General features: G+C 67.8%; 24 protein-coding genes and 4 pseudogenes. 21 read left to right on the top strand and 7 right to left on the bottom strand.

Translation table 11 applies throughout. The features are described from left to right. The first annotated feature begins 454 nt into the window (after positions 1 to 454). From ACZ4N4_RS17090 to ACZ4N4_RS17020, 15 genes and pseudogenes are all read left to right on the top strand, one after another. Positions 455 to 1,210, top strand: a complete 756-nt coding sequence (locus ACZ4N4_RS17090; protein ID WP_467589206.1) for a DNA-methyltransferase — start codon at positions 455 to 457, stop codon at positions 1,208 to 1,210. Positions 1,211 to 1,458: 248 nt separating this feature from the next. Beyond that, on the top strand, positions 1,459 to 2,010 hold the full coding sequence (locus ACZ4N4_RS17085; RefSeq protein ID WP_467590592.1) for a DUF4913 domain-containing protein: 552 nt from the start codon (positions 1,459 to 1,461) through the stop codon (positions 2,008 to 2,010). Further along, positions 2,007 to 2,492, top strand: a complete 486-nt coding sequence (locus ACZ4N4_RS17080) for a hypothetical protein (protein WP_467589203.1) — start codon at positions 2,007 to 2,009, stop codon at positions 2,490 to 2,492. Before ACZ4N4_RS17085 ends, ACZ4N4_RS17080 begins: the two co-directional genes overlap by 4 nt. A 19-nt stretch (positions 2,493 to 2,511) precedes the next feature. Beyond that, positions 2,512 to 3,201 (top strand): hypothetical protein, encoded by a 690-nt coding sequence (locus ACZ4N4_RS17075; protein ID WP_467589200.1) that lies wholly within the window; start codon positions 2,512 to 2,514, stop codon positions 3,199 to 3,201. 17 nt (positions 3,202 to 3,218) lie between these two features. Further along, a complete protein-coding gene (locus ACZ4N4_RS17070) occupies positions 3,219 to 3,962 on the top strand; it encodes a hypothetical protein (protein ID WP_467589198.1) in 744 nt (247 codons plus the stop codon). 187 nt (positions 3,963 to 4,149) lie between these two features. Next, the gene (locus ACZ4N4_RS17065; RefSeq protein WP_467589196.1) at positions 4,150 to 4,632 is read left to right on the top strand and encodes a hypothetical protein; all 483 of its coding nucleotides are present in this window, start codon (positions 4,150 to 4,152) and stop codon (positions 4,630 to 4,632) included. Then, positions 4,629 to 5,072, top strand: coding sequence for a hypothetical protein (locus ACZ4N4_RS17060; protein WP_467589193.1), 444 nt, complete (start codon positions 4,629 to 4,631; stop codon positions 5,070 to 5,072). The genes ACZ4N4_RS17065 and ACZ4N4_RS17060 overlap by 4 nt, the downstream gene beginning before the upstream one ends. A 10-nt stretch (positions 5,073 to 5,082) precedes the next feature. Continuing rightward, a complete protein-coding gene (locus ACZ4N4_RS17055) occupies positions 5,083 to 5,496 on the top strand; it encodes a hypothetical protein (RefSeq protein ID WP_467589190.1) in 414 nt (137 codons plus the stop codon). Positions 5,497 to 5,539: 43 nt separating this feature from the next. Continuing rightward, entirely contained in the window at positions 5,540 to 6,382 is an 843-nt protein-coding gene (locus ACZ4N4_RS17050) for a winged helix-turn-helix transcriptional regulator (RefSeq protein WP_467589188.1), read from the top strand. Next, on the top strand, positions 6,379 to 6,858 hold the full coding sequence (locus tag ACZ4N4_RS17045; protein WP_467589187.1) for a regulator: 480 nt from the start codon (positions 6,379 to 6,381) through the stop codon (positions 6,856 to 6,858). The genes ACZ4N4_RS17050 and ACZ4N4_RS17045 overlap by 4 nt, the downstream gene beginning before the upstream one ends. Next, a complete protein-coding gene (locus tag ACZ4N4_RS17040) occupies positions 6,855 to 8,090 on the top strand; it encodes an MFS transporter (RefSeq protein ID WP_467589184.1) in 1,236 nt (411 codons plus the stop codon). The genes ACZ4N4_RS17045 and ACZ4N4_RS17040 overlap by 4 nt, the downstream gene beginning before the upstream one ends. A 32-nt stretch (positions 8,091 to 8,122) precedes the next feature. Beyond that, a pseudogene (locus ACZ4N4_RS17035) lies at positions 8,123 to 8,430 on the top strand (hypothetical protein). A gap of 257 nt (positions 8,431 to 8,687) precedes the next feature. Continuing rightward, positions 8,688 to 9,914: an ATP-grasp domain-containing protein gene (locus ACZ4N4_RS17030; RefSeq protein WP_467590589.1), complete on the top strand. Its 1,227-nt coding sequence runs from the start codon at positions 8,688 to 8,690 to the stop codon at positions 9,912 to 9,914. Continuing rightward, a pseudogene (locus ACZ4N4_RS17025) lies at positions 9,911 to 10,039 on the top strand (MFS transporter); the annotation flags it as partial. The gene ACZ4N4_RS17030 and the pseudogene ACZ4N4_RS17025, both read left to right, overlap by 4 nt. Before the next feature lie 307 nt (positions 10,040 to 10,346). Further along, a complete protein-coding gene (locus ACZ4N4_RS17020; protein ID WP_467589181.1) occupies positions 10,347 to 10,679 on the top strand; it encodes a hypothetical protein in 333 nt (110 codons plus the stop codon). Positions 10,680 to 10,827: 148 nt separating this feature from the next. Here the strand turns inward: ACZ4N4_RS17020 and ACZ4N4_RS17015 are convergent, their stop codons facing one another. The 5 genes from ACZ4N4_RS17015 to ACZ4N4_RS16995 form a co-directional block, all read right to left on the bottom strand. Next, positions 10,828 to 12,231, bottom strand: coding sequence for a hypothetical protein (locus ACZ4N4_RS17015; protein ID WP_467589179.1), 1,404 nt, complete (start codon positions 12,229 to 12,231; stop codon positions 10,828 to 10,830). Between the two features lie 11 nt (positions 12,232 to 12,242). Next, positions 12,243 to 13,610: a hypothetical protein gene (locus ACZ4N4_RS17010; RefSeq protein ID WP_467589177.1), complete on the bottom strand. Its 1,368-nt coding sequence runs from the start codon at positions 13,608 to 13,610 to the stop codon at positions 12,243 to 12,245. Between the two features lie 293 nt (positions 13,611 to 13,903). Beyond that, positions 13,904 to 14,266: a hypothetical protein gene (locus tag ACZ4N4_RS17005; protein WP_467589174.1), complete on the bottom strand. Its 363-nt coding sequence runs from the start codon at positions 14,264 to 14,266 to the stop codon at positions 13,904 to 13,906. Positions 14,267 to 14,512: 246 nt separating this feature from the next. Further along, positions 14,513 to 15,574: a hypothetical protein gene (locus ACZ4N4_RS17000; protein WP_467589171.1), complete on the bottom strand. Its 1,062-nt coding sequence runs from the start codon at positions 15,572 to 15,574 to the stop codon at positions 14,513 to 14,515. 58 nt (positions 15,575 to 15,632) lie between these two features. Continuing rightward, positions 15,633 to 18,257: a hypothetical protein gene (locus ACZ4N4_RS16995; RefSeq protein WP_467589168.1), complete on the bottom strand. Its 2,625-nt coding sequence runs from the start codon at positions 18,255 to 18,257 to the stop codon at positions 15,633 to 15,635. Between the two features lie 989 nt (positions 18,258 to 19,246). Here ACZ4N4_RS16995 and ACZ4N4_RS16990 point away from each other — a divergent pair. Both ACZ4N4_RS16990 and ACZ4N4_RS16985 read left to right on the top strand, forming a co-directional pair. Further along, entirely contained in the window at positions 19,247 to 20,299 is a 1,053-nt protein-coding gene (locus ACZ4N4_RS16990; protein WP_467589165.1) for an MFS transporter, read from the top strand. Next, positions 20,296 to 20,916, top strand: a complete 621-nt coding sequence (locus ACZ4N4_RS16985; protein ID WP_467589162.1) for an HAD-IA family hydrolase — start codon at positions 20,296 to 20,298, stop codon at positions 20,914 to 20,916. The genes ACZ4N4_RS16990 and ACZ4N4_RS16985 overlap by 4 nt, the downstream gene beginning before the upstream one ends. A gap of 238 nt (positions 20,917 to 21,154) precedes the next feature. Here the strand turns inward: ACZ4N4_RS16985 and ACZ4N4_RS16980 are convergent, their stop codons facing one another. After that, complete coding sequence (locus ACZ4N4_RS16980; protein WP_467589159.1) at positions 21,155 to 21,925, bottom strand: hypothetical protein; 771 nt, start codon at positions 21,923 to 21,925, stop codon at positions 21,155 to 21,157. Then, positions 21,922 to 22,287: a hypothetical protein gene (locus tag ACZ4N4_RS16975; RefSeq protein ID WP_467589156.1), complete on the bottom strand. Its 366-nt coding sequence runs from the start codon at positions 22,285 to 22,287 to the stop codon at positions 21,922 to 21,924. Before ACZ4N4_RS16975 ends, ACZ4N4_RS16980 begins: the two co-directional genes overlap by 4 nt. Before the next feature lie 267 nt (positions 22,288 to 22,554). On the opposite strand from ACZ4N4_RS16975, the gene ACZ4N4_RS16970 reads away from it, so the two are divergent. The 4 genes and pseudogenes from ACZ4N4_RS16970 (at position 22,555) to ACZ4N4_RS16955 (ending at position 25,807) form a co-directional block, all read left to right on the top strand. Next, positions 22,555 to 23,397, top strand: a complete 843-nt coding sequence (locus tag ACZ4N4_RS16970; RefSeq protein ID WP_467589153.1) for an SPDY domain-containing protein — start codon at positions 22,555 to 22,557, stop codon at positions 23,395 to 23,397. 31 nt (positions 23,398 to 23,428) lie between these two features. Then, a pseudogene (locus ACZ4N4_RS16965) lies at positions 23,429 to 23,913 on the top strand (hypothetical protein). 230 nt (positions 23,914 to 24,143) lie between these two features. Continuing rightward, positions 24,144 to 24,758, top strand: coding sequence for an SPDY domain-containing protein (locus tag ACZ4N4_RS16960; protein ID WP_467590586.1), 615 nt, complete (start codon positions 24,144 to 24,146; stop codon positions 24,756 to 24,758). Positions 24,759 to 24,795: 37 nt separating this feature from the next. Next, positions 24,796 to 25,807, top strand: a pseudogene (locus ACZ4N4_RS16955) (MSCRAMM family protein). Positions 25,808 to 25,929 lie beyond the last annotated feature (122 nt).

Below are 25,929 nucleotides of genomic sequence, written 5' to 3'. Positions count from 1 at the left end.
AACGTGTCCTTGGGGTTGCGGTGTCCGGCGTACCGCGTGCGCGAGGCGTCTCGGAAGGGCGCGGCAGCCGGGGTGGGCGATCAAGGCGGCCCGGTGCGGGCGAGTTGCCGCTCGCTCCGCTTGGCCAGGCCGTGAGCTAGGTGCGCCAGGGCAGGAGGTACCTCCGCGAGGTGTGGCAGGGGAGTAGCCAGCGGTGGTGTGCGCCGGGCGGTTCAAAAACAGTAGGCGAGGATCGGCGGTTGACCAAAAAGTCGGCGTGAGGTGCCGGAATCCGGCACCTTAGGAGCGCACTTCTTGGCCGTCGGCGGATTCGCCTCTACAGTTTTTGGACTCCCTCTCGCTCTCCTCGCTCCGTGGCCCTGGGCTTCTGCATGCCGACTTCCGGCCCGTGAGGACTCCCGTGCGAGACGAGTAGTTCCCTCTTCGATTCCGTACCCGAAATTGGGGTTCCTCTTTGCCTTTTTCCCTGCACCAGGGCGATGCCCTGAGCGTTCTCGTCGGCCTCCCGGACGGCTGCGTTGACTCCGTCATCACCGATCCGCCGTACAACTCGGGCGGCAGGACGGCGAAGGAGCGCACCACCCGCTCCGCGAAGCAGAAGTACACCTCCGCCGACTCCAAGAACGACCTCGCCGACTTCACCGGCGAGAACATGGACCAGAGGTCCTACGCGTTCTGGCTGACGCAGATCATGACCGAAGCCCACCGTCTCACCAAGACCGGCGGCACGGCCCTGCTGTTCACCGACTGGCGCCAGCTCCCCACCACGACGGACGCGATCCAGGCGGCCGGATGGCTGTGGCGCGGGGTGCTGGCCTGGCACAAGCCGCAGGCCAGACCGCAGAAGGGCCGGTTCATCCAGAACTGCGAATTCATCGTCTGGGCGTCGAAGGGACCGATCGACGGCTCCCGTAACCCGGTCTATCTGCCCGGCATGTACTCGGCGTCGCAGCCCTTGGGCGCGCAGCGCCGGCACATCACGCAGAAGCCGGTCGAGGTGATGCGCGAGCTGGTCAAGATCAGCCCTAAGGGGGGAACGGTCCTCGACTTCTGCGCCGGCTCCGGCTCCACGGGCGTGGCCGCCCTGCTGGAAGGCCGGGACTTCATCGGCGTGGAGAAGACCGAGCACTACGCGTCGATCGCGGCCGAGCGGCTCACCGAGACGCTCCGCTCAACTCTCGCGCAGGACGACATGGTTCTCACCGTATGAGCCGCGTCCTGCCCGCCGCCCAGGCGGCCCGTCCCCACGCGTAGCCGTCGGCGTAATACCGCCGGCGCACCGTGTAGTCCGCTGGCGGCGCCGCGTGAGGGGCCCCGCATTTCCCTCATTCCGCGTCTTGTAGGAGGCCGAACTTCTCGATGCCTGAATCCGTAAAACCCGCTGATGGTGGAGAGTTGGAGCCGATTCGTATTCCGGATCCGCAGCTGGAGGGAATCGAGGCGAGCGTGCGGCGGCTCATGGAGCAGTCGGCGCAACAGGCCCAGCAGCTCGACCATCTCGCGTCCGGCCCGTCACCGAGCGGGTCGCCGTTCGCCGCGTTCGGCCTGCCGGGACTCGGCGGCCCGCTGGCCGCCGCTCCACCGGAGCCCCGTCCGATCCTGGAACTGGACGGCGAGGAACGCGAGGACGAACTCGACGCCCTGTCCGACTGGGTCGACGACTTCTTCCTCCCGGTCTACGGGGCGGAGGTCACCACCGCGGCGCCCTGGTGCCTGCAGTGGCAGGAGCACGACGACGTCGTGGCCTGGCTCCATGCCCTGTGGCTCGCCTACCAGCAGCACAAGGATCCCGAAGCCGGGCTGGCCGGCATGTTCGTGTGGCACCGGGACTTCCTCACTCACGCCGTCGCGGCGATCCGCGCGCCGGGCGGGCCGCTGTCGGCCTGCATGACCTCACCCGACCGGCCCGCGCATCGACTCCTGCCCGGCCCGCAGCCGTCCGTGCGAATGGAGAGGGCCACCGCTGAGGAGGCCGCCGGGACACCCGAGTCGTACGAGCTGGCGACATGACCGCGGGAGCGGGACAGCCCGCCTTCGGATTGAGCTTCGATCCCCGGGCGCTGACCGATCTCCTCCAGGCACCCGGCGATATCCGCGACCTCACCCTCGCCTACCTGCAGGAAGTCGTGAACGCTCAACGCTTCGGGCTGCGTCTCGACGGTGATCTGGAGGGCTTCAGGAAGCTGTTCGTGGACTCGCGCAAAGACTGGCGCGTCGTCTACGCCGTCCGCCCGGCGCCCGAGGGATCCCCCCTTCGTAGGGAGATCCACGTCGTCGCGATCCGGCCGCGTGCGGGCAACGACGTCTACGACGAGGTCGGCCGCCGCCTGGGGATGACCCGTCGGCCGCTGAGCGCCCGCACCCACGCGGCACGCTCCCGCTCCCCGCAGCTGACCACCCGCACTCCTGCGCCCCGGCCCGCCCCGCCGCCCATCGCGGCGCCGGGTCTGCCCCGTCCCGCACCCAACCCCGCGCACCATCTCACCCGCTGAACGCAACGGAGCGTCGCCTATGCCCCCTGAACCCGCACTGCCCGCAGCTCGGCGAACGGTCTCCCCGCTTGACCACCACATCGAAGCCGTCACCGGCCACGACATCGATACTCTGTGGGATTTCCGCGACCGTGGCGTCCTCGACGATCCTCACGCCCATCTGGTCGACCGGCACCGCGAGTTGGCCACGGCCCAGACCGGCGTCATCTTCTACCTGCGCCTTCTCAACCGCCTCTCGTCCGGCGAGTTCGATGTCGATGGCGCCCTGTTCACACGCATCGACCGCACCGCGGAACAGCTGGAAGAGGCCGCCGACGCGCGGGACGCCGCTGCCCGGGGGGTGCTGGCCGCCCTGGAACCCATCGAAGCCGCAGCGGCGCCCGACGCGAAGCAGCTCTCGACGGATGACCAGGCGGCGCTGCTCGCTATCGCCGGTGGAGCCAGGCTCTACGAACATCTGCTTACCGGCCGGATGAGCGTCGCGACAGCCTCCGGCACTCGCATCCCGCATGCCAAGCTGCTCCGGCTGGAGGACACCGGTCTGGTCATCCGGGACACGGGCCACCCCGTGCACGCCGGCCAGCCGGTCACGCTCACCGACGCCGGACGAGCCGCGCTGGTAGCCGCTCGCCGGATCCCCGCGACGCGGGCCCCGAAGGTCCCAGTTCCCCCCGGCACATCGCCGTCGGCTCCGGCGCAGCGGAGTTGATCTTCTCCGAAAGGCCCTTGTTGTCTTCCGCCGAACCGGCGCCGTTCCGCAAGCCCATTCCCCAGGTCGACTTCGATCTGGACGACCTCGACGCCGATGAGGAGAAGTACCTCGACTTCTACCGCACGGTCGGCGTCCGCGAGGACATGCTCGTCCCCCTCGCCGAACACCACGACGGGCCGCACAGCTACTACGTCCTGTTCGACCGCACCGCCACCTGGTACCCCGGTATGCCGCAGGTGTTCGCCGTCTATCTGCAACGGGACCACGAGAAGAAGACGTTCGCCTTCGAGCAGAGACCGCTGCCGCTGCCCGCGATGGCGCAGTCCTGGCTCATCCACCGGGGCTGCCCGCCCGATGCCATCGGCCTCGACCCCGAGTTGAGCGGCCCGCCGCCGGCGGACGAGGCCACGCGAGCACTGGAGCGACGCCTCGCCGGCGACGGCGACCACTACGCGATGGGCTACTCCTACACCAGCGACGACCCGGACGACATGGTCGTCGTGGTGGCTCTGCGAGCGCTGGACGAGCGTGCCCCGTCGCCGTTCCGTGTCGTGGTCGAAGAGGTCGATACCGAGACGTGGACGCACACCCTGCGCGAGGGCGGTTTCGACACGGTCGGTGAGGCCCTGCAGTGGTGCGAGGACCGCCTCATGGGCGAGGCCGGTCCTCTCCCACCGGTCCGTCCGACGGCCGCCGCCAGCCGCCCGGCCGGAGTGGCGAAGGCCCCTGCCCCGCGACCGCCCGGCCGTTCGCGCTGAGCGCTCGGCCCGACGCCAGCGGCGCAACATAGCCGACGATCGCCGGTTAGCCAAACCGGCGATTCTCCGGACTCTTATAGCCGCCGGGACAACCTCCCCGCAGCGCCAATCCACGCAATCCCTATGTCTCTTCGGAGGCTTCTTCCGCATGCGCTCCACCCCAATTCCCAGAGCAGGAGCCTTCGCTTTGTCCGACGGCATATCCGATGACGTCAAGGATGTCCTGGGCGTACTCACCGAACGAATCGAAGCGCGCTTCGGCATGGACATCGCCCGCTTGAAGGCCGCGGTCGCCGCCGCGCCCCTGGCAAATCTTGCCGCCACCGATGTCGTCAAGTGGCATGGCCTCCTCGCAGAGGCCCAGTCCGTGCTCGACCGCGCGGAGGACGACCTTCTCGCCGCGCTGGAGACACAGCCCAGTGAGGTCGACGACCCGACGATGGGCCTCGCCCACCGCGTGAACGCGGCCGTCACCACCCGCGACGGCCGGGCCATGGTCGTGCGGTGGCTCCTCGACCCGGACGCTCCGGGGAAGAAGGACCCCGCCGCCGAACGCCTCGCCCGCCTGCGCCCCCGCACCGGGCCGGCGGTGCAGACCAGCGCCCCCCACCGGCCTGCGGGCACACCCGCACCGGCGTCGGCGAGGCAGCCGGGAAGGCCCGTCCGTTGAGCCGGGACAGAGCCAGCACCATGGACGACGAACTGCAGGAGGTCTACGGAGCCCCGGTTTCGGAGCTGTACGAGTCGGCTGTCGGTCACGATGCCTCACCCGCGCTCACCCGCGCCCTGGAACTGCGCTCCTTCCTGGCTCTGACGGAGGAGCAGGTTACCCGCGTACGCGACCGCGTGCACGCGGACATGGACCCGGACCGCGACATGGGCGACCTGTCGGCGGACCAGCTCCGCTTCGACGCGCAGTGGCTGGAGGCAGCACTGGAGGCCCGCGACGGCTACCGCGCCGCCCTCGGCGAGCTGCTGCGCACCATGCCTCCGGCCGCCCAGCAGGCCCGTCCCGTCCGCACCACGCAGCTCAAGACCACCGCAGCCGTCCCTTCGTCCGCCGCCCCGGCACCGCCGGGTGCCGGGGCGGCCCGGGCCCGCCGACCGTGAAAGCCCCCGATTGCCCCGCCCCACGTCCACCGACATAGCCGGACGGATCGAGGACCTGTACGGCGCACCGCTCGCCGACCTCCAAGCCCGCGCACGCGACCAGCCGCCCGGCATGCTCTCCGCCCTGCTCGGCATGCACGACGACCTCGCCCTCGCCGAGTGCAGCATCGACCTCCACCGCGGCCACCTCGCCCGGCTCGTTCATCCCGAGCGGCAGATCGGCCCGCACGAGGTGTCCCACCTCCTCGACGGCATCCGCCGGCTTGCCGAAGCCGTCGCCGTCCGCGATGTCCAAGCCACCTCGGTCTCCGCTGTCCTGCAGAGCCTGGCCCGCGTCCCGGCCCCAACGCCTGTCCCGCCGGCTCCCTCACCGCCTGCCCCGGCTCCGCCTCCTGCGGCGCCGAGCCCGACGCACAGCCGCTGACCCTGCAGGCGATCCCCCTTTCAATCACCCAGGAGCTCCTCCCTTGGCCCCCACCGCTCTGCCCCCTGACACCGACGCCGACATCGCCCGGGTCACCGAGGCCCTCGCCATGATCACCCCGCGCTGGAACGTGAGGATCCTCCTGGCCCTCTCCGGATCGCCGCTGCGCTACAGCGAACTGGCCGCCAAGATGCCCTGGCTCCAGAACGGCCAGCTCCACCCCAAGCTCACGTCGCTGTGCGACGCCGGTCTGGTCGAACGCACCGAACACGACGCACGGCACGTGGCCTACGGCCACACCGAGCGTGGCGCTGCCCTGCTGCCGGTCCTGCCGATGATCGTCACCTGGGCCGAGAAGTATCTGGAGACGCCGGACGGCCCGCTGCCCGCGATCGAGCAAATCGAGGACAGCCTCACCCTCCTTACACGGCGGCACGCCGCCGCCATCCTGTGGGTGCTGAAGTCCCGCGAAGAGGTCAGCGGGCGGGCCCTGGCCCGGATCGTGATGCCCAGCAGCGACTGGACCAACATCTACCCGCCGCTGCGGCAACTCGTCGCCGACGGCCTGGTCGACACCGACGGCATGGGCCGGCCCTACCGGCTGTCCACAGCTGGTGATGGCCTCGGCGCCGTGCTCGGCGCCCTGTCCGCCTGGTCCGCCGGGCAGCCCCTCACCCAGGCCGCCCAGCACCCGGTCTGGGGACACCCGCAGGCGAAGCCCGCGCCGAGGCCGTGGATCAGCAGCCAGTCGAGGCCGACCCCCACGTCACTCCCACCCGCTCGGACACCCCAGTCCCCTCCGGCCTGGCACAACCGGGATCTTTTCTCGCACGCCGCGACCGCCCACCCGAAGGCAGCCATCCCGGCGGGAGGCCCGCGCCGATGAGCATCGCCATGACCTCTGCCGAAGCGTTGCGCGCTGTCGAACTCCTCGCCTCGCGGCCCCTGGTCCGCCTGGTCACCGAGATCGACGACAACGGCGCCATACCGCCGCGACGGCTGGCCGCCACCTTGCCCGACCTCTCCACAAACCAACTGCGCAGCGCCTCCGACACGGCCCGCGCCCACGGTCTCATCCGGATCACGCCCGGCGCCGGTCTGGAACTCACCCAGGCCGGGACGGAGTTGGCCGACCTGTACGACGCGATGGCCCGCTGGGCTCGACAACACGCCGTCCCGGCCCCCGTCTGCGAGTTCAGCAACCGCATCCAGTGCGTCCTCGACCTGCTGGCACCATCGCTCACCACCGAGCGCCTCGACGGTGCGGAGGCGGGCCTGGCCCGCCTCCGCACGCTTCTGATCCGGTGGCTGGCCGACAACTCCCAAGTGGCCAGGGTGTCCGAACCTGAGCCGGTCGCGTGAGCACAGCCGTCACACCCCGGCGCGGACGTCACACCGGCGGGCTGATGCGCAGTATCTACCTGCCGCGCACGGCGGACGCCTTGGCGTTCGCGATGTCCACCTACGGCATCCCGCTGCTTGTCTTGGCCACGACGCGCTCTGCCGCGCTGACGGGCGCCGCCTTCGCCTTGGAGTGGATCCCGCGGCTGGCTGCGTTCGGGTGGGCCGGATCGGTTGTCGACCGGCACGGGGCCGCGGTGGTCTTCCACACGGCCGCCCTGGGCCGGGCGCTGGCTCTGGCCGCCGGCGCGGTTCTGCTCCACTTCCACCCGGCGGGCACCGTGGCGAGTGTGACCGTGATGGTGCTGGCGGCAACGACCGGCGTACTCACCGAGTTCAGCTATATCGCGGTCGAGACGGCAGGCGCCGCCGCCGGACGCCGAGCGGGACGGCGGGCGCATCGTGTCCAGGCCGTGCTGCTCGGCATCGACCAGACGGCGACCCTGGCCGGTCCGGCGCTCGCGGGCGTGCTGTTGCTCGCCGGTCCGCCGTCGATGCTCGCGGTGATCACCGTGCTCTCGTTGATTGCCGCACTGCTCGCCCTGCGCACCCCGCCCCCGTCCGTGGCACCGGCCCGTGCGCCGAAGGGGCAGTCCGGTGCCGGACTGCTCACCGGGTGGCGCACTGTCCGCTCGCTGCCCGCGCTCGGCTGGCTCGTGACCGGGCTGACCCTGTCCAACCTGGCCACTGGCCTGCTCCAGGCGGCCGGACCCGTGATCGTCGTCCAGCACTTCGGGCAGTCCACCACCGCTGTCGGCCTGGTCTGGTCCGCTGCTGCCGCAGCGACGCTCCTCAGCGTCACGCTCTGCCGGTTCGCCCTGGACCGCTTCGGCCTGTGGCCGGTTGGCGTCACGTGCGCTGCCCTGGCCTCGCTCGGCTGTCTCGCCGCTGCCCAGGCTCCCGACTACCCGTCCTACCTCGTTTTGGTCGCGGTCCTCATGGCGGCCGACGGCGGCCTGGCGGTCGTCCTGCGCACCCTGCGCTCCCGCCTGATCCCGCCGGAGAAGTTCGGCAGCACCCTGTCGGCCACGATCCTCATCCTCCTGCTGCCCTTCCCCGCCGCCGGCGTGCTCACCGCGCTCACCCCGCCCGACGCGCTAGGCCCCGTCATCACCGCCTGCGCGACCCTGCAGGCCCTCGGTCTGCTCTGCGCCTTCGCACGCCTGCGCACGGATCCCACCCTGCGCACCTGACCCTGCTGCGTCCCCAGCCTGTGGAGAACTTCATATCCATCGCCGCCCTCGGGTCGTACCGCGCGACCGGCCGCACCATCACCGAGCAGTTCCACGCCTTCGACGCCCGCAACCCGCACGTCTACCGAGCCCTGGAGCGCATGGCCGCCCGCCGCCTGGCCGCCGGCGCCACTCGCGTCAGCTTGAAGGACCTGTTCGAAGACCTGCGCCGCCACCTTCCCTACGGCGTCGCCGGGCTGAACAACAACTTCACCGCCCTCTACGCCCGCCGCCTGATCGACGAACACCCCCACTGGGCTGGGGGGGGGGGGTCGAGTTGCGCCGCCGCCGCGCTGCCTGACATCCCTCCCTCTGCACCGCCTTTGCGCCCTCTGCCCGCCGAAGACCGCCGGGCTGGCCGCCTCGTCCATGCGGCCCTGTTAGTACGCGGGTTGCGTGAACGGCCTCGACCCGAGATCCCGCCCCTCCGGGCCGCCCCAGCAGCTGTCTCCGTGCCACTGCGGTCCGCTCGCCTTCTCCGCACCTTTCCATCCCGTGAATCCAAGGAGCCTGCTTTTGTCCGACCGCCCCGTTGCCCTCGTCGTGGCCGCAGCTGACATGGAGGCCGAGGCATACCGCGCGTACTGCCTTCAGTCCGTGGCCGCCGCCTATGACGTAGTCCTGATCACCAGCGAAGAGCCCACGTGGGAGGTGCCGTACCTCCGGGACTGCGTCGTCGTCTCCGACCTGGCCGACCAGGCCGTGCTGTCCGCCGCCGGCCGGATGCTGGCCGAACGCTACGACCTGGCGGGGGTGTTCACCTGGACCGAGTGGTACCTCGTGCCCGTGGCCCGCCTCGCGCGCCAGCTCGGCCTGTCCACCACTGCCCCGGAGGCCATGCAGGCGTGCCGGAACAAGGCCATGTCCCGGGCGCTGTTCGCACGGCACGGCGTTCCGTCGGCGGCTTCGGTGAGCGTGCGGACCCTCGCCGAGGCGCAGGCGGCGGCCCAGCGGATCGGCTACCCGCTCGTGCTGAAGCCCGCCGCGCACGCGGCCAGTATCGGCGTGATCCGCGCCGACACACCCGATCAGCTCACCGCTGCCTTCGCCTTCGCCGACCAGGCGGCCGGGCTCGGGCGGGAATCCACCAGCGTGCTCGTGGAGGAGTACCTCGACGGGCCCGAGGTGTCGGTCGAGTGCGTCACCTACCGCGGCGAGACCACCGTGGTCGCGGTCACCCGCAAGACAGTCAGCGCTCCGCCCTTCTTCGAGGAACTGGCCCACTGCGTGGACGCCGCAGACCCGCTGCTCGACGTCGTGACCCCCGTGGCACAGGCCGCGATCAACGCCCTGGGGATCACCGACGGCGTCAGCCATGTGGAGATGCGCCTCGTCGACGGTCGGCCGCGGCTCATCGAGGTCAACGGCCGGATAGGCGGCGACATGATCGGCCACCTCGTCCGGCTCGCGACCGGCATCGACCTGCCGCGTGCCGCCGCCGACATCGCCTGCGGCCGTCGTCCCGGCCTCACCCCGACCAGGTCCTCGGCCGCCGCCATCCAGCTGCTCTACCCGGACACCTCCGGCACCCTGCTCCGCCTCGGCTTCGACGGCGCCAGTCCGCACTGGCTGGAGCGCGTGCACTTCCAGCACCAGGTCGGCGACCAGCTGCTCCTCCCGGCCGACGGCGGCAACATGTGGACCGCGCGGATCGGCTACCTGATCACCACCGCGCCCACCGCAGACCTCGCACAGGCCCGCACGGCGGAAGCAGTCCGCCGTACCCGGATCCACGTACAGCCCCTCCCGGCCGACGAGCGTGCCGCTGGCGGGCGCCCGGCATGAGCCACAGCGACGTAGCCCTCCGGCGCAGCCGCATCCTGCTGACCGGCTACTTCCTCGGTCTGGGTGTGGTGATGGCTGTCTGGGGCGCCCGGACGCCGACCGTCCAGCACGCCGCCCACCTGACGTTGAACAGCACAAAAGAGTTCAGCAGCGCAGCAAAGAGTTCAGCAGCGCAGTGAACTGTTCAGCGCCATAAGGTGCATCTCTGGATTTTTCGACCCGCTTAGGTCGTCGCGGCCCGGCATCCTGCCCACAACCGGCAGGCACATCGCACCCCTCGCCCTGGCCCGCCTGGCCGGGGCCCAGACCTGGGCGCACGCTTCACAAGCGCTCGGCGTCCCCACCAGCTCACCGAAAACCTACCGCCGCATCGCCCAACGCACTGCCGACCCGGAAGCGTTCTGGGACGCGGTCCGGGCCCTGGCCGCACACATGACCACCCGCGGCCTGATCGACTACGAAGCCCGCCGCACAGCGCTTGCCGGCCTCCGAGAGGTACCCGGCCGTGTGCTGCTGCCGATCCTCCGGCCGACCGACCAGAACCTGACGTGGCAGAGACAACGGCACGCCGCCGCGTGGCTGTGGGAACACCTCGCGGGCGGCCAAGCGAAGGACGCCCCCACCTACGCCGAGGGCTGGGACGGCAGCAAAGAGGCATCCATCGCCTTCGCACGAGGCCGATTTCACGCAGAACTGTCCAAAGAGGCAGGGGATGCCCTGCTCTCTTGGGGAAGGCAATGGCTGGCAGTCGGCGGCATCCGGTGACAGCCAACCGACCCGGTTCTCGTACTCGCTACGGGCCTTGCGCTGGCCGGGGCGCCCTGGGCGTCGCCGAGCGGCTCGCAGCGAGTAGGTCGCCGCATTCTACTGCGCATACGAACTTCGGCGGTCCGGACCGCCGGTACGGACGGCCTCACGGCGCCGTGTCGCCGATTCGCAGCGCTAGCTTAACTGTGGACCCCTTCGACACCACCGACCCGCCTGGCGGGTCCTGCGCCTTAACGAAGACTGCCCCACCGTTGAAAAATGGTGGATGGATGTCGTCGGCGGCGAGGTCAGCGACATACGCGAGGTTTCCGAACTCACCCGCGAGGACGATTGGCACGCCGGTAAACGGGACGGGGGAGCCCGCCCGGAACGGGGACAAGTCCTCGAGAAGATTATGGTGATCGCGGAAGTCGAAGCCCAGGGTGGCGATCGGGAATTGCTCCACCATATTCGGGACCGTGACCCGGGTAAAATCCCCGACCTTCGGGAGCAGGCGCGCGAAGTCCTCCGGAGCGGACTGGACGCGCATGCACGTGGTGGCGTCGTTGGAGCACTTCGACATCTGCAACCGGATCGCATCCACCTGTTGCAAGCAGTCCTTACGCGCCTTGGCCAGCACCGCGTCATCGACGTTGCTGCCATCCGCGTTCTTGAACTGGTCGATGTTCTTGCGGACGAAGTCGATGTCGTTGATGACGGTGCTGAACCCGTCCAGCAGGCTCGCATTGAAGGTCAGCGCGTCCTGCTGGTTCTGCACGTCGATGAACGTGAGCCCGTCGCCGGGGAGCGCCAGCTCCCTATAGTCGTGCACCAGCATCGAGTACGGCACGCCCTGGTCGACTCCGACCAGGGTGGGGAACAAGCGAGCCTTCTGCATGATCGCGTCGAGGGTGGTCTCGGTCCCTGTATTGGAGCCGCCAGCCTGGAAGACGTAGACGCTCACGTCGAGCTTGCTCTTGGAGGCGGCGATCTTCGAGGAGATGTCGGCGTCGAGCGAGCCGCCCGCGACACCGGGTGCGCCTGCGCGGGCATGAATCTCCCCTGCGATCGACGAGCGTTCCGTCGTGTCCAGGCTCTCCACCTTGTAGATCGCGAAGTACTCGCCCCCGGTTTTGATCCCGAGGATGAACCGGTCTCCGAACCGGTCGCGGAAACGGGCGGTCATGTGTTTGCGCAAGAGGTCTGCAGCCTCCTTCGACAGCACCGGGTTGTCCAGCGTCCGGGTCGCGTTGGAGACCTGGACGCCCACCACCACGTAGAGCGAGAAGCTGTTCACCGCAATGTCGCTGGCGAACTTGAACTTCGCGCTGGCATCACCAAACACGCTCCCCGCACTCACGTCGACGGAGATGCCCAGTGCCTGTTGCAGAACGCTCGACTCCTGCACGATCTGCAGGGTCTTCGTCACAATCTGCCCGCCGGCCTGCGCTGGCGCCGTCAGCGATGTGCCCATCACCGCCGGGCTCTTGGTCGCTACGCCGGTCAGCACGTCGTAGCCCAGGCCCACCTTCATTCCGTCCAGGAACGGGATCTCTGTCTGCGCCGCCATCGTCGCCTCGCTCAGACTTCCGGTCCGTAATTCTCCTGCAGTGGGGACACTTTGACGTGCAGTACGCTGCCGCCCGGAACAAACGTGCCGTCCGCGGGAGTCTGTCCGACGACGGTGCCCGCGTCGGGCAACGCGGGTGTGCCCAGCACCCCGAAGTCCAGTTCCTCAGGGTTGTCGATGGTGAAGTAGAGCCCCTGCTCGCCCAGGAGGTCCACGACCACCCGGTTCTTCGTGTACGTAGAGATATCGGAGTACAGCACGGCCTTCGTCCCGATCAGGTGCGGAACCCGTTGCAGACCCGGCCGGGGTTCGCGCAGGATCGGCAGCCGGTTTGTGAAGTCCTCGGGTGACTGGGTGAAGTGCACACAGGTGGAGGCATTCCGGGTGCAGTCGGAGATGGCTCTGGTCAACTCGTCGACGATGCCCAGGCACTGCTGACGGGCCTGCTGCAGAGCCACGTCGTCCGGCGGTGACCCGTCCGGATTGTGGAATCGATCGAGATGCTTGCGGATAAAGTCGATATCGTTGACCAGCGTTGTGAAGTCGTTCAGCAGCCGGGAATTGAAGAGGAGACAATCGGTCTGCTGCTCCTGGTCGTAGAAATTCAGATTGTCACCCGGGAGTTTCAACCCGTTGTACTCGTCTAGGAGGACCTGGTAGGGAGTAGCTTGCCCGCCCGAGACCAGGGTTGGGAACTTTTGCGCCTTCTCGATCATCTCTGACAGTGCCGTCTCCGTCTCGCTGATCCCGCCGGCCGAGTACACGAAGACGTTCACGTTCAGGTCGTTGCGCGAGGTGGACTTTCTGCTCTCGACGGCAGTGTTCAGATTGGCCCGCAAGGCTGGGTTGTGGAAGCTCGCCGAGATTTGCGCCGCAACGTCGGTACGCTCCTGCTCGTCGAAACTCTGCACGCGGTATACCGCGTAGTACTCACCACCGGTTTTCAGGCCGGAGATGTATCGGTTGCCGAAGCGCTCACGAAAGTTATCCGTCTTCCCGGTGGTCAGCAGGTCGGTCGCGTCCGGAACGAGAGCCGGCGCGTCCACCGTCACACAGGAGTTGATTACCTCCACCGCCAGCACCGCGTACAGGCAGTACTGCGTTACCGCGCACTGGTTCGCGAACTGCATCTTCACCGTCGCGGAGAAACCCGCGTAGCTGCCGGACACCGCGGCGGACAGTCCCAAGGCCTCCTGGAGCGAGTTGGTCTCCTGCACCAGGCGGAAGGTCGTCGTGACGGTCTGCCCGCCGCCAGTCTGTGGCGGACTGGTCTGCGGGTTTTGGATGACCCGGTCGCTCGATGGGCTGCCGGTCAGCAGATCGAAGCCTAGGCCAACCTTCATCCCGTCCACGAATGGAATCTTCAGCTGCTGTCCCATGTCAGTCCTCCAGCGAACGAAGGATGGCGGCCTCGCAGTCTCCGAGGACCTTATCGACAGAGACGCACTCGCGGGCCGCCTGTCCGAGACCTGCGCGGATAAGGGTGGAAATGAGCTGTCGATCGGAAGTTTGGTTATGTCGAGCCTGTACCGCCGGGCCGACCTCTTGTTGCAGGCTCCAGGTCGTGCCCTGTTCCCCCTGGCGCGCTCGGGGCATGCAGAAACCAGTTGCCGTCAAACGGCACTCGGAATGTCCATCGTCATATGCCGTCAAGATCCCAAACCCGGTCCCGTCACGTGATTTCCCACTTGACGTCCCCGACGAACTGCGGGTTGTCGGGATCCGTCACGGAACCGCCTCCGGTTGCACCCCGCTGCGGCAGACCTCCGCCCGGGGCGACGAAATCGTTGAGGCCTAGGACCAAGCGGGCATCGGCCGAACTCCCGTCGAAGACGAGGGTGCCTGCCACTCCGGGGCGTCCATCCCACTCGAATTCGCCGGAGCTGGAAGGGAGAAAGACGGCTGCGCCCCGCCAGTCGCCTCGGAGCCGATCGGGGTTGGCCGGAACCGAACCGATGGTCATGTTGATGTACTGCACGCTGTCGAGGTCTTCGGTGTCCGTCAATCGGACATCGACGTTGAAATCGAACGGCATGGCGACGCCTTTCCATCGTCTTCCCTATCCTCAGGGCTTGCGATCGGGCTCATACCCAGACTCGGGTTCACGCTTGGTTCCGAGGCTGGGCGCGGGCTCGAGGTCAAGGTCGCGTTCGGGCTAGTGTCCGGTTCGACGGCCGGGCTCGCGGCCGGGCTCGCGACGGGCTTCACCAGCGCCATCGGGAGTGAGCCCTCAACGAGTGCACGGCCCCGTGACGTCATCCGTAGCGATCTCCGGTTGATGTCAGAAGGCGTTCAGGGCAGCTTCGATCAGCGTCGCCACCGGCACAAGTGCCTGGCGCTGTGTCAGACCGTCCTGAATGACGTTCTGGTAAACAACGGCGAAGCTCCTGCTCCGTACGGTGTCGCTGACGAGGATCCCCTCGGACAGCACGGTCTGGCGGTTCTTCAACGAGCCGATGCCGACCTTGCCGTGGGTGGCGACGAACTGTCCGCCGGCGGGCCAGATCGGGGGGGTGGTCGACTCGAAGAACTTACCGGCCCGGGCCATACGTTCCTTCATGCCCTGACTGCTCAGCGGCCCCACGAGCTTGTCGTCCGCCAGCAACGTCAGCAGTCTCGCGAGCTGTCGCGCAGTGGTGCCTTGGGCGGTGTCCACATCGTTTACGCACGAGATTCGCGCGGCCGGCCAGATCCCGGCGTAGTCGCCCGCCAGCCACAGCCCCTCTGAGGAGGTGCTGTCGAAGAGGCCGTCGTCGGCGATCTTGCCGTCGAGGTACGGGTATCCCAGGCCGTGGATCGTCGTGGTGGCCCCCTGGTCGTGCTGCTGCACCATCATGTTCTCGAACGCACTTACCTGACCTGGAGTGAAGTCGACAGTGAAGTCTCCGCCTGCTGTGCCGAGCTGAAGGACGGCCGAATAGTCCGGGCGCCGGTCCTTGTCCTCGTCGCGCAAATCCGTCGACGTGTTGATCAACGGCGGTGTGTGCGTAGCGATGTCAGGGTCGAAGGTGGCTTGCAGGGCGGCTTCGATGTCCGGCCACGTTGTCAGCTGCTGGTCGTTGGCCAGCTGGTCGGCGCTCGCCCGCAGGTCGAAGGCTGTGTACATCGCTGCGATCTTGATCAGGCTGGCCGAGTAGCACTCGTCCTGGTCCCTGATCGCCGCCCAGGGATGGTTGAGCCCTCCCTCGTACCCGGTCAGCGCGACGACGATGACGGCCAGGTTGTCGACCGCCGGGGTGCCGGCGTTCGACAGCTGCTGCCACGTAGCGTCGAGGGCGTCCTGCATGGGGGAGTTGTTGTTGAACGCGAGCGGGTCGTCAACGGGACCCGAGAACAGAGGCATGACAGTTCCTCGCCAATCTGGATCCGGATGGCCTGTGGGTTAACGGGCGGGCGGTCGATCAACCGTGGAGGAACTGGTATCCGATCCACACCTGGATTCGTGTCAGCCCGTTCAGGTTCAGTCCTGTGTCGAACTGCTGTTGCGAGATTGTCAACTGCCAGCTTCCGCCCACGCCTCGTCCCCAGAAAGCCAGCGATCCGGGTGCGTCGAGGGCCGGTTCATCGCCGAACTCTTCATCGGGCGGCAGCAGCGGCGTCGTCTTGGCATCGCGAGTGCTGACCTTGGGCAGCAACCACTGGGTCGTCACGCTCTTGTCGAGCCGACGCTGCTGATACTTCCCGCCGTGGTGCACCTCGCACGAGATTGCACCTTCGGGATGAGACGCTCCGATGAGCGCCACATGGAAGCAGTTGATCTTCGCGTCGAAATGGTCGGCCGGTATGTCGGCGACTGGATCGATCGTAAAGGTGGCCCGGTGCAGTGACTTCAACTCGGCCACCTGCGGATCGGAGGAGGTGAACGACCGCCTGATCCAGTCCCGATCCAGCGAGCCGTCGAAGTACTGGGTGTAGTCGGCCTGCAGGTCACCCAAGGTGAGTATCTTTTCCCACGACGAGGTGAGCTCCTTCGCGAGCCTGACTTCGTCGATCTCTTTCTCGTAGTAATCGGTCCCGAGGTCGGTGCAGATCCGGCCGGCATCGATGGGAAAGTGAGCGTCCTCGTTCTGCAGTGTGTAGATCTCAACCGACCGCTTTGCCCGGAACGCGAGGCCCAGCAAGGCGTCGGCCTTCGACTGAGCGGTGTAGATGGCCGCCAGCCCCGCTTGCTTGAGCGCCTCCGCATCCAGAACTTGTTTGTGCTGCAGTGCATCCGCTTGTGCGGCAACCTCCTGCGCGCGGGCCAACCGAGCGGTGCCAGAGTCGACGCGCTGGTGCGCGAGCACGGCACGGTTACGGGCGAGCAGCAGTTCGTGGGTGAGTTCGGTGCCACGCCTGATCAGAGCCACATGCGGTGAATTCTCGGCCGTTGTGACCTCGGCAAGCCTCTGCGCGACGGTGACGAAGTTGACGATCTTGCGTGCACTGCCGATGAAAGCAGCAGCATCCTGGTCAACCGCGCTGTACGCAGCTCTGATCGTCGCCAGGTCGGCGGCCTCGTCACCGTGCAGTAGTGCTTGGGCGATCGGCGCTGCGCTGTCGAACACGGTGTCCGCGAGCAGCATAAGGTCCGGTGCCAAGGCGACCAGGCTTGCTCCGGCGGTCGGGACCGCGGCCGCCACGCTCAAGATCGCGCCACCGACCTCGGCGATCGTCTTGATGAACCCACCGAAGGAGATTTCGGGCGGGTGCGGCTGTTGCTGGGCTTCGACGATTGCCTTGCTGATGGCGGTGGTCGCCTGGTCCAGCTGGGTTTTTGCGTAATCGACGTCGCTGTCGGCCTGCGCCTGCTCTGTCTTGGCGTCGCCCAGGGTGCGGACGGCGTCATCACGCGCTGCGGCCGCCTCCAGCGACAGCTGACCGGCGATCTCGGCCAGACTATCGATCCCCTTGGCCGTGTAGAGCTCGCTGACGCCGATTTCAAGAAACGGCAGAACAAGCGGCAGAAAGCGCGTGAACGCCTCGGTGTACTTATCGAATTTGGGCACCACATCCATGTCGGGTGGCAGACCCAGCACATTGACGCCTCCGCCGACCCACACCGCGCCGGGTGCCGGAGCAAAGCCGACGAGCTGGCGCTGCAGGCGGATCGCGTCGGCATTGTCGGGTTGCAGTTCCAGCGCCCGCTTGAACTCGATCGCCGCGAGGGCTCCGTACTTGGCATGATCCGGCACACCCGATTCGCCCAGGTGATGCAAGTACTCGGCAGCGTCCGGCACACCCGAGTTGTACAGGCGATAGAAGTGCTCGCCGACAGCGATGCGGTAAGGGGCCCAGTAGTTCGCGAACACCCTTCCGGTGCTGTTGAGCAATGGTCGAAGACCGGCGACGTAGTCGGCTTCGTCGAGGGTGGTGACGTTGACCTGGCCATCGGCACCCGAGGGGCCCCACTCTCCGGGATCCCCGTCCACCGACCCTTCGCTGTAGGGGCCCTGTGCGGCTGCCCCGCCAGGACCACCTGGACCGCCCGGACCGCCGGCGGCTGAGAGATCCGGTGTCGAGGCGTCTTCGATGGTGCTGATGTACGTGATCGACCCTCCGTTGCCGCCCGGACCGCCCGGACCGCCCGGACCGCCGTTGGTGGGATCAGTGCCCGGGTCGTCCTCAGCGGGATGATAAACGTCGCGGGTCTCCCCGGTTACGGGGTCTGTGACGGTCTCCCACCATTCGTCGTGGTGGTAACCGGGTGTCCCCGGCGAGCCATTTGGCCCTGCCGCCCCGGTGGTTCCGGCTCCGCCGGAGGCATTCACGCGTGCGTTGATCGACCGCCGGCACATGATTGTGACCGTGCCGCCGGGCCCACCTCTGCTCGAAGCGCTGGCATCGATCATGCCATTTGTTCCGTCGTAGACATCGGCGACGATGATTACGTGATTCGAGGCTACCCCCAGATTGCACCCGGCCTTGTGCTTCACTACGCGTCCGATCAGGAAGGCTGGGCCGATACTGGGTCGCGTACAGAATGCGGTCACATCATCTGTGATCGTTATTACGTCGCGTATATAGGGGTAGTAGTCGGGAAGCATGCGGACGCACCTCGTCAATAGATTCATCGAAGATAAGTCCGGAACGAGATTCTCGAAATAAGTGAGGTTAGTCCAGGCCTTGAATTGTCGGAGCGGCAACCTTGCTGCATGGCAAAGCGATGACCTGTTATTCTCTGCTTGCCACATGAGGCCAGTGATCGGCCGAAGTGGTTTCGACAAGAATCGCGGCGGCGAGGGCGAACGCGGCGCAATTCCCAGCCCTGAAGGACCGGTTGCCGCGCTCGATGCACGAGCGGAGCGGGCTCTCTCCTCATCCATGACTTGGATGGGGTTGCCCCGCTCGGTGAGCGCGAGCGCCCGGGCTTGCCGACTATCTGTTGCACTTCCACTGTGCACCCCAGTGTCCGAGCCTTCCAGTTGAGCCCATAGGTGATCACCGTCTGCAGTTGTTGAGGCGTCATCCAGTGGTACTGGGACACCTCGTTACGGCCGACCGCGGGCGCGACATCTCCGTCAAGGTGATCGCAAGCCAAGAAGCTCGAGTGCAAGACCATCAAAGCGTCCCGAACTGACTTCTGATCGCTGACGTCGCACGACGCCGACCACCATCTGCAGGCCTCGCCGCGCACCCCGCAGCGGCGGGGCTCGCTGCATCATGGAGAACATGGAGTCGCAGCGGCACGGGCGCCGGCCGGACTGAAGCGGGGCGGAGACATGAGCGCAGGCCCGGCCGAGAGCCGAGCCTGCGCGCGGGGAGCGGAGCGAGTCTCAATGTCGGAGTCAAGCCGCTTGCGTGACAGGCGGGGACAGACACGCAGACAGAAACAGATCAGGCAGGTGCTGAATCCAGTGCCTGCCTGATCTGCTGTTTCGGCTGTCGGGGTGGCGGGATTTGAACCCACGACCTCTTCGTCGGTTACGCACGCCCCAAGTTGCCGCACCACCGGGTGTCTGCGCACTGAACAGATCAGTGCGCAGATCCTCGATTCCAGCGGCGCAGAGAAGAGTTCAGTGCCCAGGTCAAAGCCTTGGGCGCTGAACTGTTTCCTCTCGTCCGACACCTGACGACCGGCAGGCTCTCCCTCGTCCTGCTCGCCGCCGCTGCCGGCATGGTCGCCGGGCTGCAGGCCGGAGGCCGGTTCACCCGGCCCGAACGCCTTCCCGTGCTCCTGATCGGCGGAGCTATGGCACTGGCGGCAGCCCTCGCCCTGCTGGGCCAATGCCGGACCCTGGCCTCGCTGCTCGCAGCAGCGCTGGCCTTCGGCGCCGCGCACGGGGTCTTGGACGTCGCCGCCAACACCGGGGCGGTCCGCTGCCAGAACGCCTACGGCACGCCCATCATGTCGTCCCTGCACGCCGCGTACTCGATCGGCGCACTGATCGGCGCCGCCCTGGCCGCCGCCACCGCCGGCACAGCCCACAGCACCTTGTTCCTGGCGGCCAGCGCCACCCTGACGGTGTGCGTGCTCGCGACCGTGCCACGCACCCTGACCTTGAGCGGCACCGACCCCACACCCCTGAGCCCCCACGAGGGACGGCACCGCACGCCGGGGCGGGTATGGCTGCTGGGCGCGCTCGCGGCCGCCAGCCTGCTGGGAGAAGGGGCAGCAGCCGACTGGGCCGCCGTGCACGTGCACGCCCTTCACGCCGGCACGGCCCTCGCCGCGAGTTCCTTCGCCCTCTACAGCACCGGCATGGCCATCGGCCGGCTGACCGGCGACCGGCTCACGACCCGCTTCGGCGCCCCCATCGTGGTCCGCGCCGGCGCACTGCTCGCCGCCACCGGACTGGCCACCGGCGTCCTCGCCGACACCGTGCCGGCAGCACTGGCCGGCTGGACGGTCTTCGGGCTCGGCCTGTCCGGCACCGTCCCCTCCCTGATCACCGCCGCCGGCGCCCACGGTCCGAGGGCCGTCGCCACGGTCTCCGTCACCGGCTACCTCGGCCTGCTCACCGGCCCCGCCCTCATCGGCGCCCTCGCCAGCATCACCACCCTGCCCACCGCCCTGCTGCTGCCCGCCCTCCTCGCAGCAGCCCTCGCCGCCCTGGCCCGCCGCGCCCTGGAGAACACCACCCCTTGACCCACCCCACCAGCCCCGACGCCGTCATCGTCGACTACAACGGCGTCATCGGACTCCAGCCCACCCGCACCCACTGGCTCCGACTGGCCTGCACCGCATCCTGGCCCGAAGACGATCTCACCGGCTTCCAGCAAGCCTTCTGGCACGCCCGCGACCTCTACGACGCCGGCCAGCTCAGCGACCTGGCGTACTGGGCACGCGTCCTCGACGCACACCCCGGCCCCCGCCTGCTGCGCGAACTGCGCGCCGCGGACACCGCCATGTGGACCGAGACCGACACGAGCGTCCTGGCCGTCCTCCGCCGCGCCCACGCCACCCGGCTGCGCATGGTGCTGCTCTCCAACGCACCCGCCCACCTCGCCACCGTCCTCGACACCCACGACTGGCGGCACTTGATGACCCAGGCCCTGTACTCGGCCCGGCTTCAGGTATGCAAGCCCGACCCGGCCGCCTACCAACACGCTTTGCAGGTCACGGGAGTTAGCGATCCGCGACGCGTGCTGTTCGTGGACGACCGCACCGACAACTGCCGGGCCGCTACCCGCCTGGGCCTGCGGACGCTGCACTACACCGGCTACGCCGACGCCCTCCGAGAAGCCCTCGCGCTCGCTGCCTGACCTGTCCGCCTTCACCCTTCAGGAACCTGTGACCTCTCAGAGGGTGTTTTACGAGTGTCAGCTCGTCCTCGTAGCCTTCAATGCTGCCCACCGTCCAAGGGATTGGACAGGATGCCCACAACCACAGTCGGGAACATGCCGCGGCCGCGGTACGGGGAAGTCGTCACCGAAGGCCGGAGAATCGTCAAGGCCGACTGGGAGCGACCGCTCCACGCGCATTTTCCAGGGGTTGGAAAGTTCAGAGCACAGTGAAGCTGTCCTTTACCACACTGAATATCTTGAGCGCCTGCACCTCCACTTTTGGCTTGTACCAGATGCTGATCTGGTAATTCTTGTCGTAGACGTTGAAGCCGGTGAGTAGGGCATGCCAGCGAACCCCTCCCAACGTGAAGGTGTATTCCCAGACGACTGAGGGCCAGCCGCGGAAAGCGGCCTTTGTCAAGCGGATCTTCCGGTAGTTTTCGCCCTGGTGGGCGTTCTGTTCCGAGAGCTTCCAGGTTTCCATGAGGTCGCCCCGGGCCAGTGAGGACTTGGCCACGATCTCCTGACTGCTGTCCGGCGAGGTGTAGTGCACCTCGCTGCCCGTATTCACATCCCGCCGCCAGCCCGCGGGCGTAACCCATGCGTACCCTCCAGCTTCCTTGCGTGCCCCTTCGGGCAGAGTGGAGGCGGCACCGATGACGACGGGTACCGCGGCTGCCTTCTGGTCGTTCAGAGAGAACGAGGTGCCGAACCCGGCACCGAAGACCAGAAGTACGGAAGCGGCAACGGCCAGCCAATTCCTACGGACAGGAACGGCGACGCTGCGGATTTCGTTGATCGCACTGCGCCTTGCGTTCCCGGACGGCTCCTTTTCCGTCAGTTCGACGTCGAATAGCGAGGCGAGGTACCTGCGCCACAAGGGCCGGTCCTTGCGGCGCCCGTGTTCGATGACGTGGTCAAGCGATTCAAGATCGCCGCCCCTGGAATCGGTCAGCGACGCCCAATAGCGTTGACGGAAGTTACTCATGGCCGAACCTCCGCGTCGTCAGGCGAGACGGTGGAGTGCTGGGCCGGCTCCATGGCAAGAGCAGCAGTGCTATTTCCGCTGATCGCCGCTTGGATAGTCCTTGCACTACCGAGTTGACGCAACAGCGCCGGAGCCGAAGCTCCCACCGCGACCGCTGCAAATACTCCGGTCAGTTGCGAGGAGAAGATCCATCCGGCGCCGGCACCGAGGGAGAGCCGGGTGAAGGCCGCCAGTGCGTCGGAAGGTGCGTCGATGTACTTACCGAGCGGCGGTAGTTGATCACTCGTCTCGTCCTTCGACAGGGCGCGATGGCGGGCAGCTTGCCACGTCGCGATACGTCCGTAGAACACCACGATCTCCACTACTAAGCCACCCAGTGCGCCACAAGTGATGGACGTCGTCCACTGCATGACTGTCCCCCTGAGCAGTGCTCGCAGCTGATTCAAGCTCAGCATTCCAGAGTGGGTGTTTGTCCGGGAGGGTGATGGCACACAACCTCTTGTGATCTTTTGAGAATGTTTGATCCACAGGCATCGTTCGCACCCAAGGCCCACACCTCGAATCCCCGTAAATAATTTCAAGACGGTACAAAAGCTCACAGAACACACTCTCACGACGACCTGCGCACGATGGACGGAGACGTCTTCGTCTCCCCGCGTCATCTCGCCTCCACCACTGGGACCGGCGACCCGGCCCTCGCCCCCCTCACCGACCTCGGCTGGGACCTCCACCACGACGACCTCGGCAACGTCTACGTCAACGCTCCCGACGACAAGGTCCGCCTGGGTTACCTCCCCGAAGGCGAGGACGACGGGCTCTGGCGCATCAACGCCTTCCGGGATCCGTTCGGGCTGCCGACCTGGGGCGTCTGTTTCAACGACCGCGTCCCCACCGAGTTCGTGACCGCGTTCAAGACGGCCCTCGCCACGGCATACCAGCAGGGGCCGGCCGCCTACCTCGCCTGGCCAGTCTCGGGGAGCCACGACCACGATCCCTTCCTTGCCGTCGTGCCCCTGCTGAAACAGGGCTGGGAGATCGACCGCCCGCGCTGGGGTGCGTTCGCCGTCCAGGCCCCGGACGGACGGGCCGGCCTGGAACTCATCACCGGCGACCTCGATGCGGAAGCCGAACTGACGACACGCGAGGCCCGATGGCAGCTGTGGGCGGGCAACTCCATCGACCGGCCTGTCTGGTACGCCACGGCCAGCACCGACACCCCTGTCGCTCTGCTCACCGCCGTCACCCAGTGCGTCGCCGATCCGGCTCCACTGCCCCGGTGGCGCGAGAACACCTTCAGCTACATCAAGGGCATGGCCCAGCTCACCCCGATCATTCCGCCCGGCCCGCCAGCCCCCACCCCGCTCGATGTGCAGCGGGCCGTCGCGTCCCGCTGCCCGGCCGCGCTCCCCGCGGCCAGCGTCCCGCGCTGGAGCACCACCAGCAGACCAGCCCTGCCCGGTCCACGCCGCTAGCACAGGCCCTTCCTCCTACCGGAGACCCCTCTTGTTTCTGCAGGCCCCGGACTTCTTCGCCGAGCTGTGCCTCCCCTTCCCCGCCCACGCGGTTGTGGGCAACACCTACTTCGCCGTCCCCGCCCCCGGCGGACAGCTGCGGCTGCGGATCGATTTCACCGACACCATCCGGGCGGACACCTACGGCGGGTTGCGCGTGGCAGTCGTCCACCCGGACCGCGGCGAGATCGACGCGGTGGCACTCAGTTTCCTCGACCACGGAACCTTCGTCGCGACGAAGCGACCAACACCCGCCCGAACATGCACGGTTACGGCGTGATCCACCAGTACCACCGTCCGGATGAGCCACCGTGGGCTGGAGCCGTCACCACAGGGCTGCGTGACGCCATCGAGCAGTACACCGCCGTCTGGTTCCCCGGCGCCTGGAACACATCAGCCCCGGGCCGCGCCGCAGGTCGGACTGCGCAACCGGCGCCGGCCGCGCCGGTCACCCGTAACGGCACCCGTGCCCGCTGAGCCGGGCCTCCACCGCCTACCCAGCCGTTCCGCACCCCTTCAGCAGGAGCCTGCCCGTGATGACCCACCCCTTCGAGAACCTCGACCCGGCCCAGCCGGTCCAGGTCCTTCCCCGCCATCTGGCCAGGCCCGGCGCCGTCGACCCTCGCACCACGTGAGACTTCCCCTACGACGAGGGCTGGCCGTTCGCCCAGACCGAGTTCGGCACGGCTGCCGCGTTCAGCCCGTGCCTGCGACTGCAGACCACCTACGACCTCCAGCCCGAAAAGCCCGGCAAGGGCACGTGGATGATCACCGCGCACCGGGCCCCGTTCACCCCTGCGGACTGGTGGATCACCTTCGACGCCACCACCCCCGTCGAGCTGGTCCACGACGTCCACACCGAACTGTTCGACCTCTACCTCGAAGACCTGCACAGCGACCAGGACCGGCTGTTCCAGGACGAGACGACCGCGCATGAGGCGTATGTGCCGCTACTCACCCGCGGCTGGAGCCACGACGTCAAGACCGACGGCACACAGACCTTCCTCAGCCCGGAAGGACTCGGCGGCGTCCGTCACCGCTACAACATCAGCGGCTCCAGCGGGCCGGCCTGGCGAGCCTGGGGCGGACACCCCAGCGAACCGCACTGGAAGGCGGACTTCTCCTTCCGGACACCCACCACGTTCGTCGCCGCCTTCACCGCCTCGCTCATCTCCACCGACCCGCTGCACCGCACCGTCCAGGACGTCCCCGTCCAGACCCGACGCGCCCTCTACATCGCCACCACGACCACGAAGCCCGCGCACGGCAACACGCCCGTCGCCCCGCCACCCCCCGTCCCGGCCCCCGGCCGGACCCGCTGACCTGTCCTGCTTCCAGACCCAAGGAGTTCTCTTCCCCGTGCATGTGCGCTTTGTCCGATCCGCCGCCGTCACCGCCGCGGTGGCCGGCACCCTCATCTGGGCGCCGGCCGCGAGCGCCCAGCCCTCCGAACCGGCCCCCTCGGTCTCAGCCGACCCTGCCGAGACACCGGCCCCGGACGCGGGCAGCGTCGAGATCACCGCGAAGGACACGGCCGGAGATGTCCTCCCCGGCGCCGCGTTCCTACTGCTCGACTCCGCCGGCCAGGAAGCCGGACGCGGACAGTGCGACGCCCTGGGGAAGCTGACCTTCCCCGACCTCGCGCCGGGCGTCTACCGGCTCAAGCAGACGGCCACCGGCAGCCCGCTCCGCGAGGTCATCGCCGACCAGGACGTCATCGTCACCCCTGGCAACGCCACCCGGCTGACGATCACCGACCCGTTCAAGGCCGCCAAGGTCCTCCTGCAGGCAAAGGACGACAAGACCGGCAAGCTCCTGCCCGGCGCGACCGTGAACATCGGCACCGGCACCTCCACGCTGCTCACCCTGACCACCGGGTCCAAGGGCACAGCCGCCGGCGAACTGCCCGTGCCGAGCCGCAGCACGAAGTTCTGGGTCAAGGAGATCAAGGCCCCCGCCGGCTACGACCTCTACAAGCCGACGAAGACGTTCACCGCAGGCCCCGGAGCCCCGGTGACCGTGACCGTCACCAACGCCAACCGGCCCGAAGCCTGATTCCTCAGACAAGCCGACGCACCAGCCCACCGACTCCCCGTCGAGCCCGGAAAGGCCAAGCAGCGGTACCGGAGGCACCACGCCGTCCGCCTCGGGCAGCGACACACCGGAGCCCGACTCCTCACCCGTCTCCCCGACCTCGGCCGGCGACCCCACGCCGAAGGCGCCGACAGGCTCCCTCGCCCACACCGGAGCCGACGCCACACCGTGGCTGATCGGCGGCGCAGCCGTACTGACAGCAACAGGCGGAGGCGCTCTCCTCCTGGCACGCCGCACCCGCACGGACAGCCCCACCAACGACTCCACCGAGAGCTGACCCACACTCCACCCCGCTCCATGACTTACTGATGGTTTCAATATGAGTTGAGTCCATGCTCTTGCAGCGATCGATCCTGGTCGGCAGGCTGTGCGGGTGCGTGTTGATCTTGTTCCTGACGC

The organism is Streptomyces sp. NPDC026538 (genome assembly GCF_055567535.1).
The sequence above is the reverse complement of the archived record's forward strand: the minus strand, read 5'-3'. Positions and strand labels throughout refer to the sequence as shown.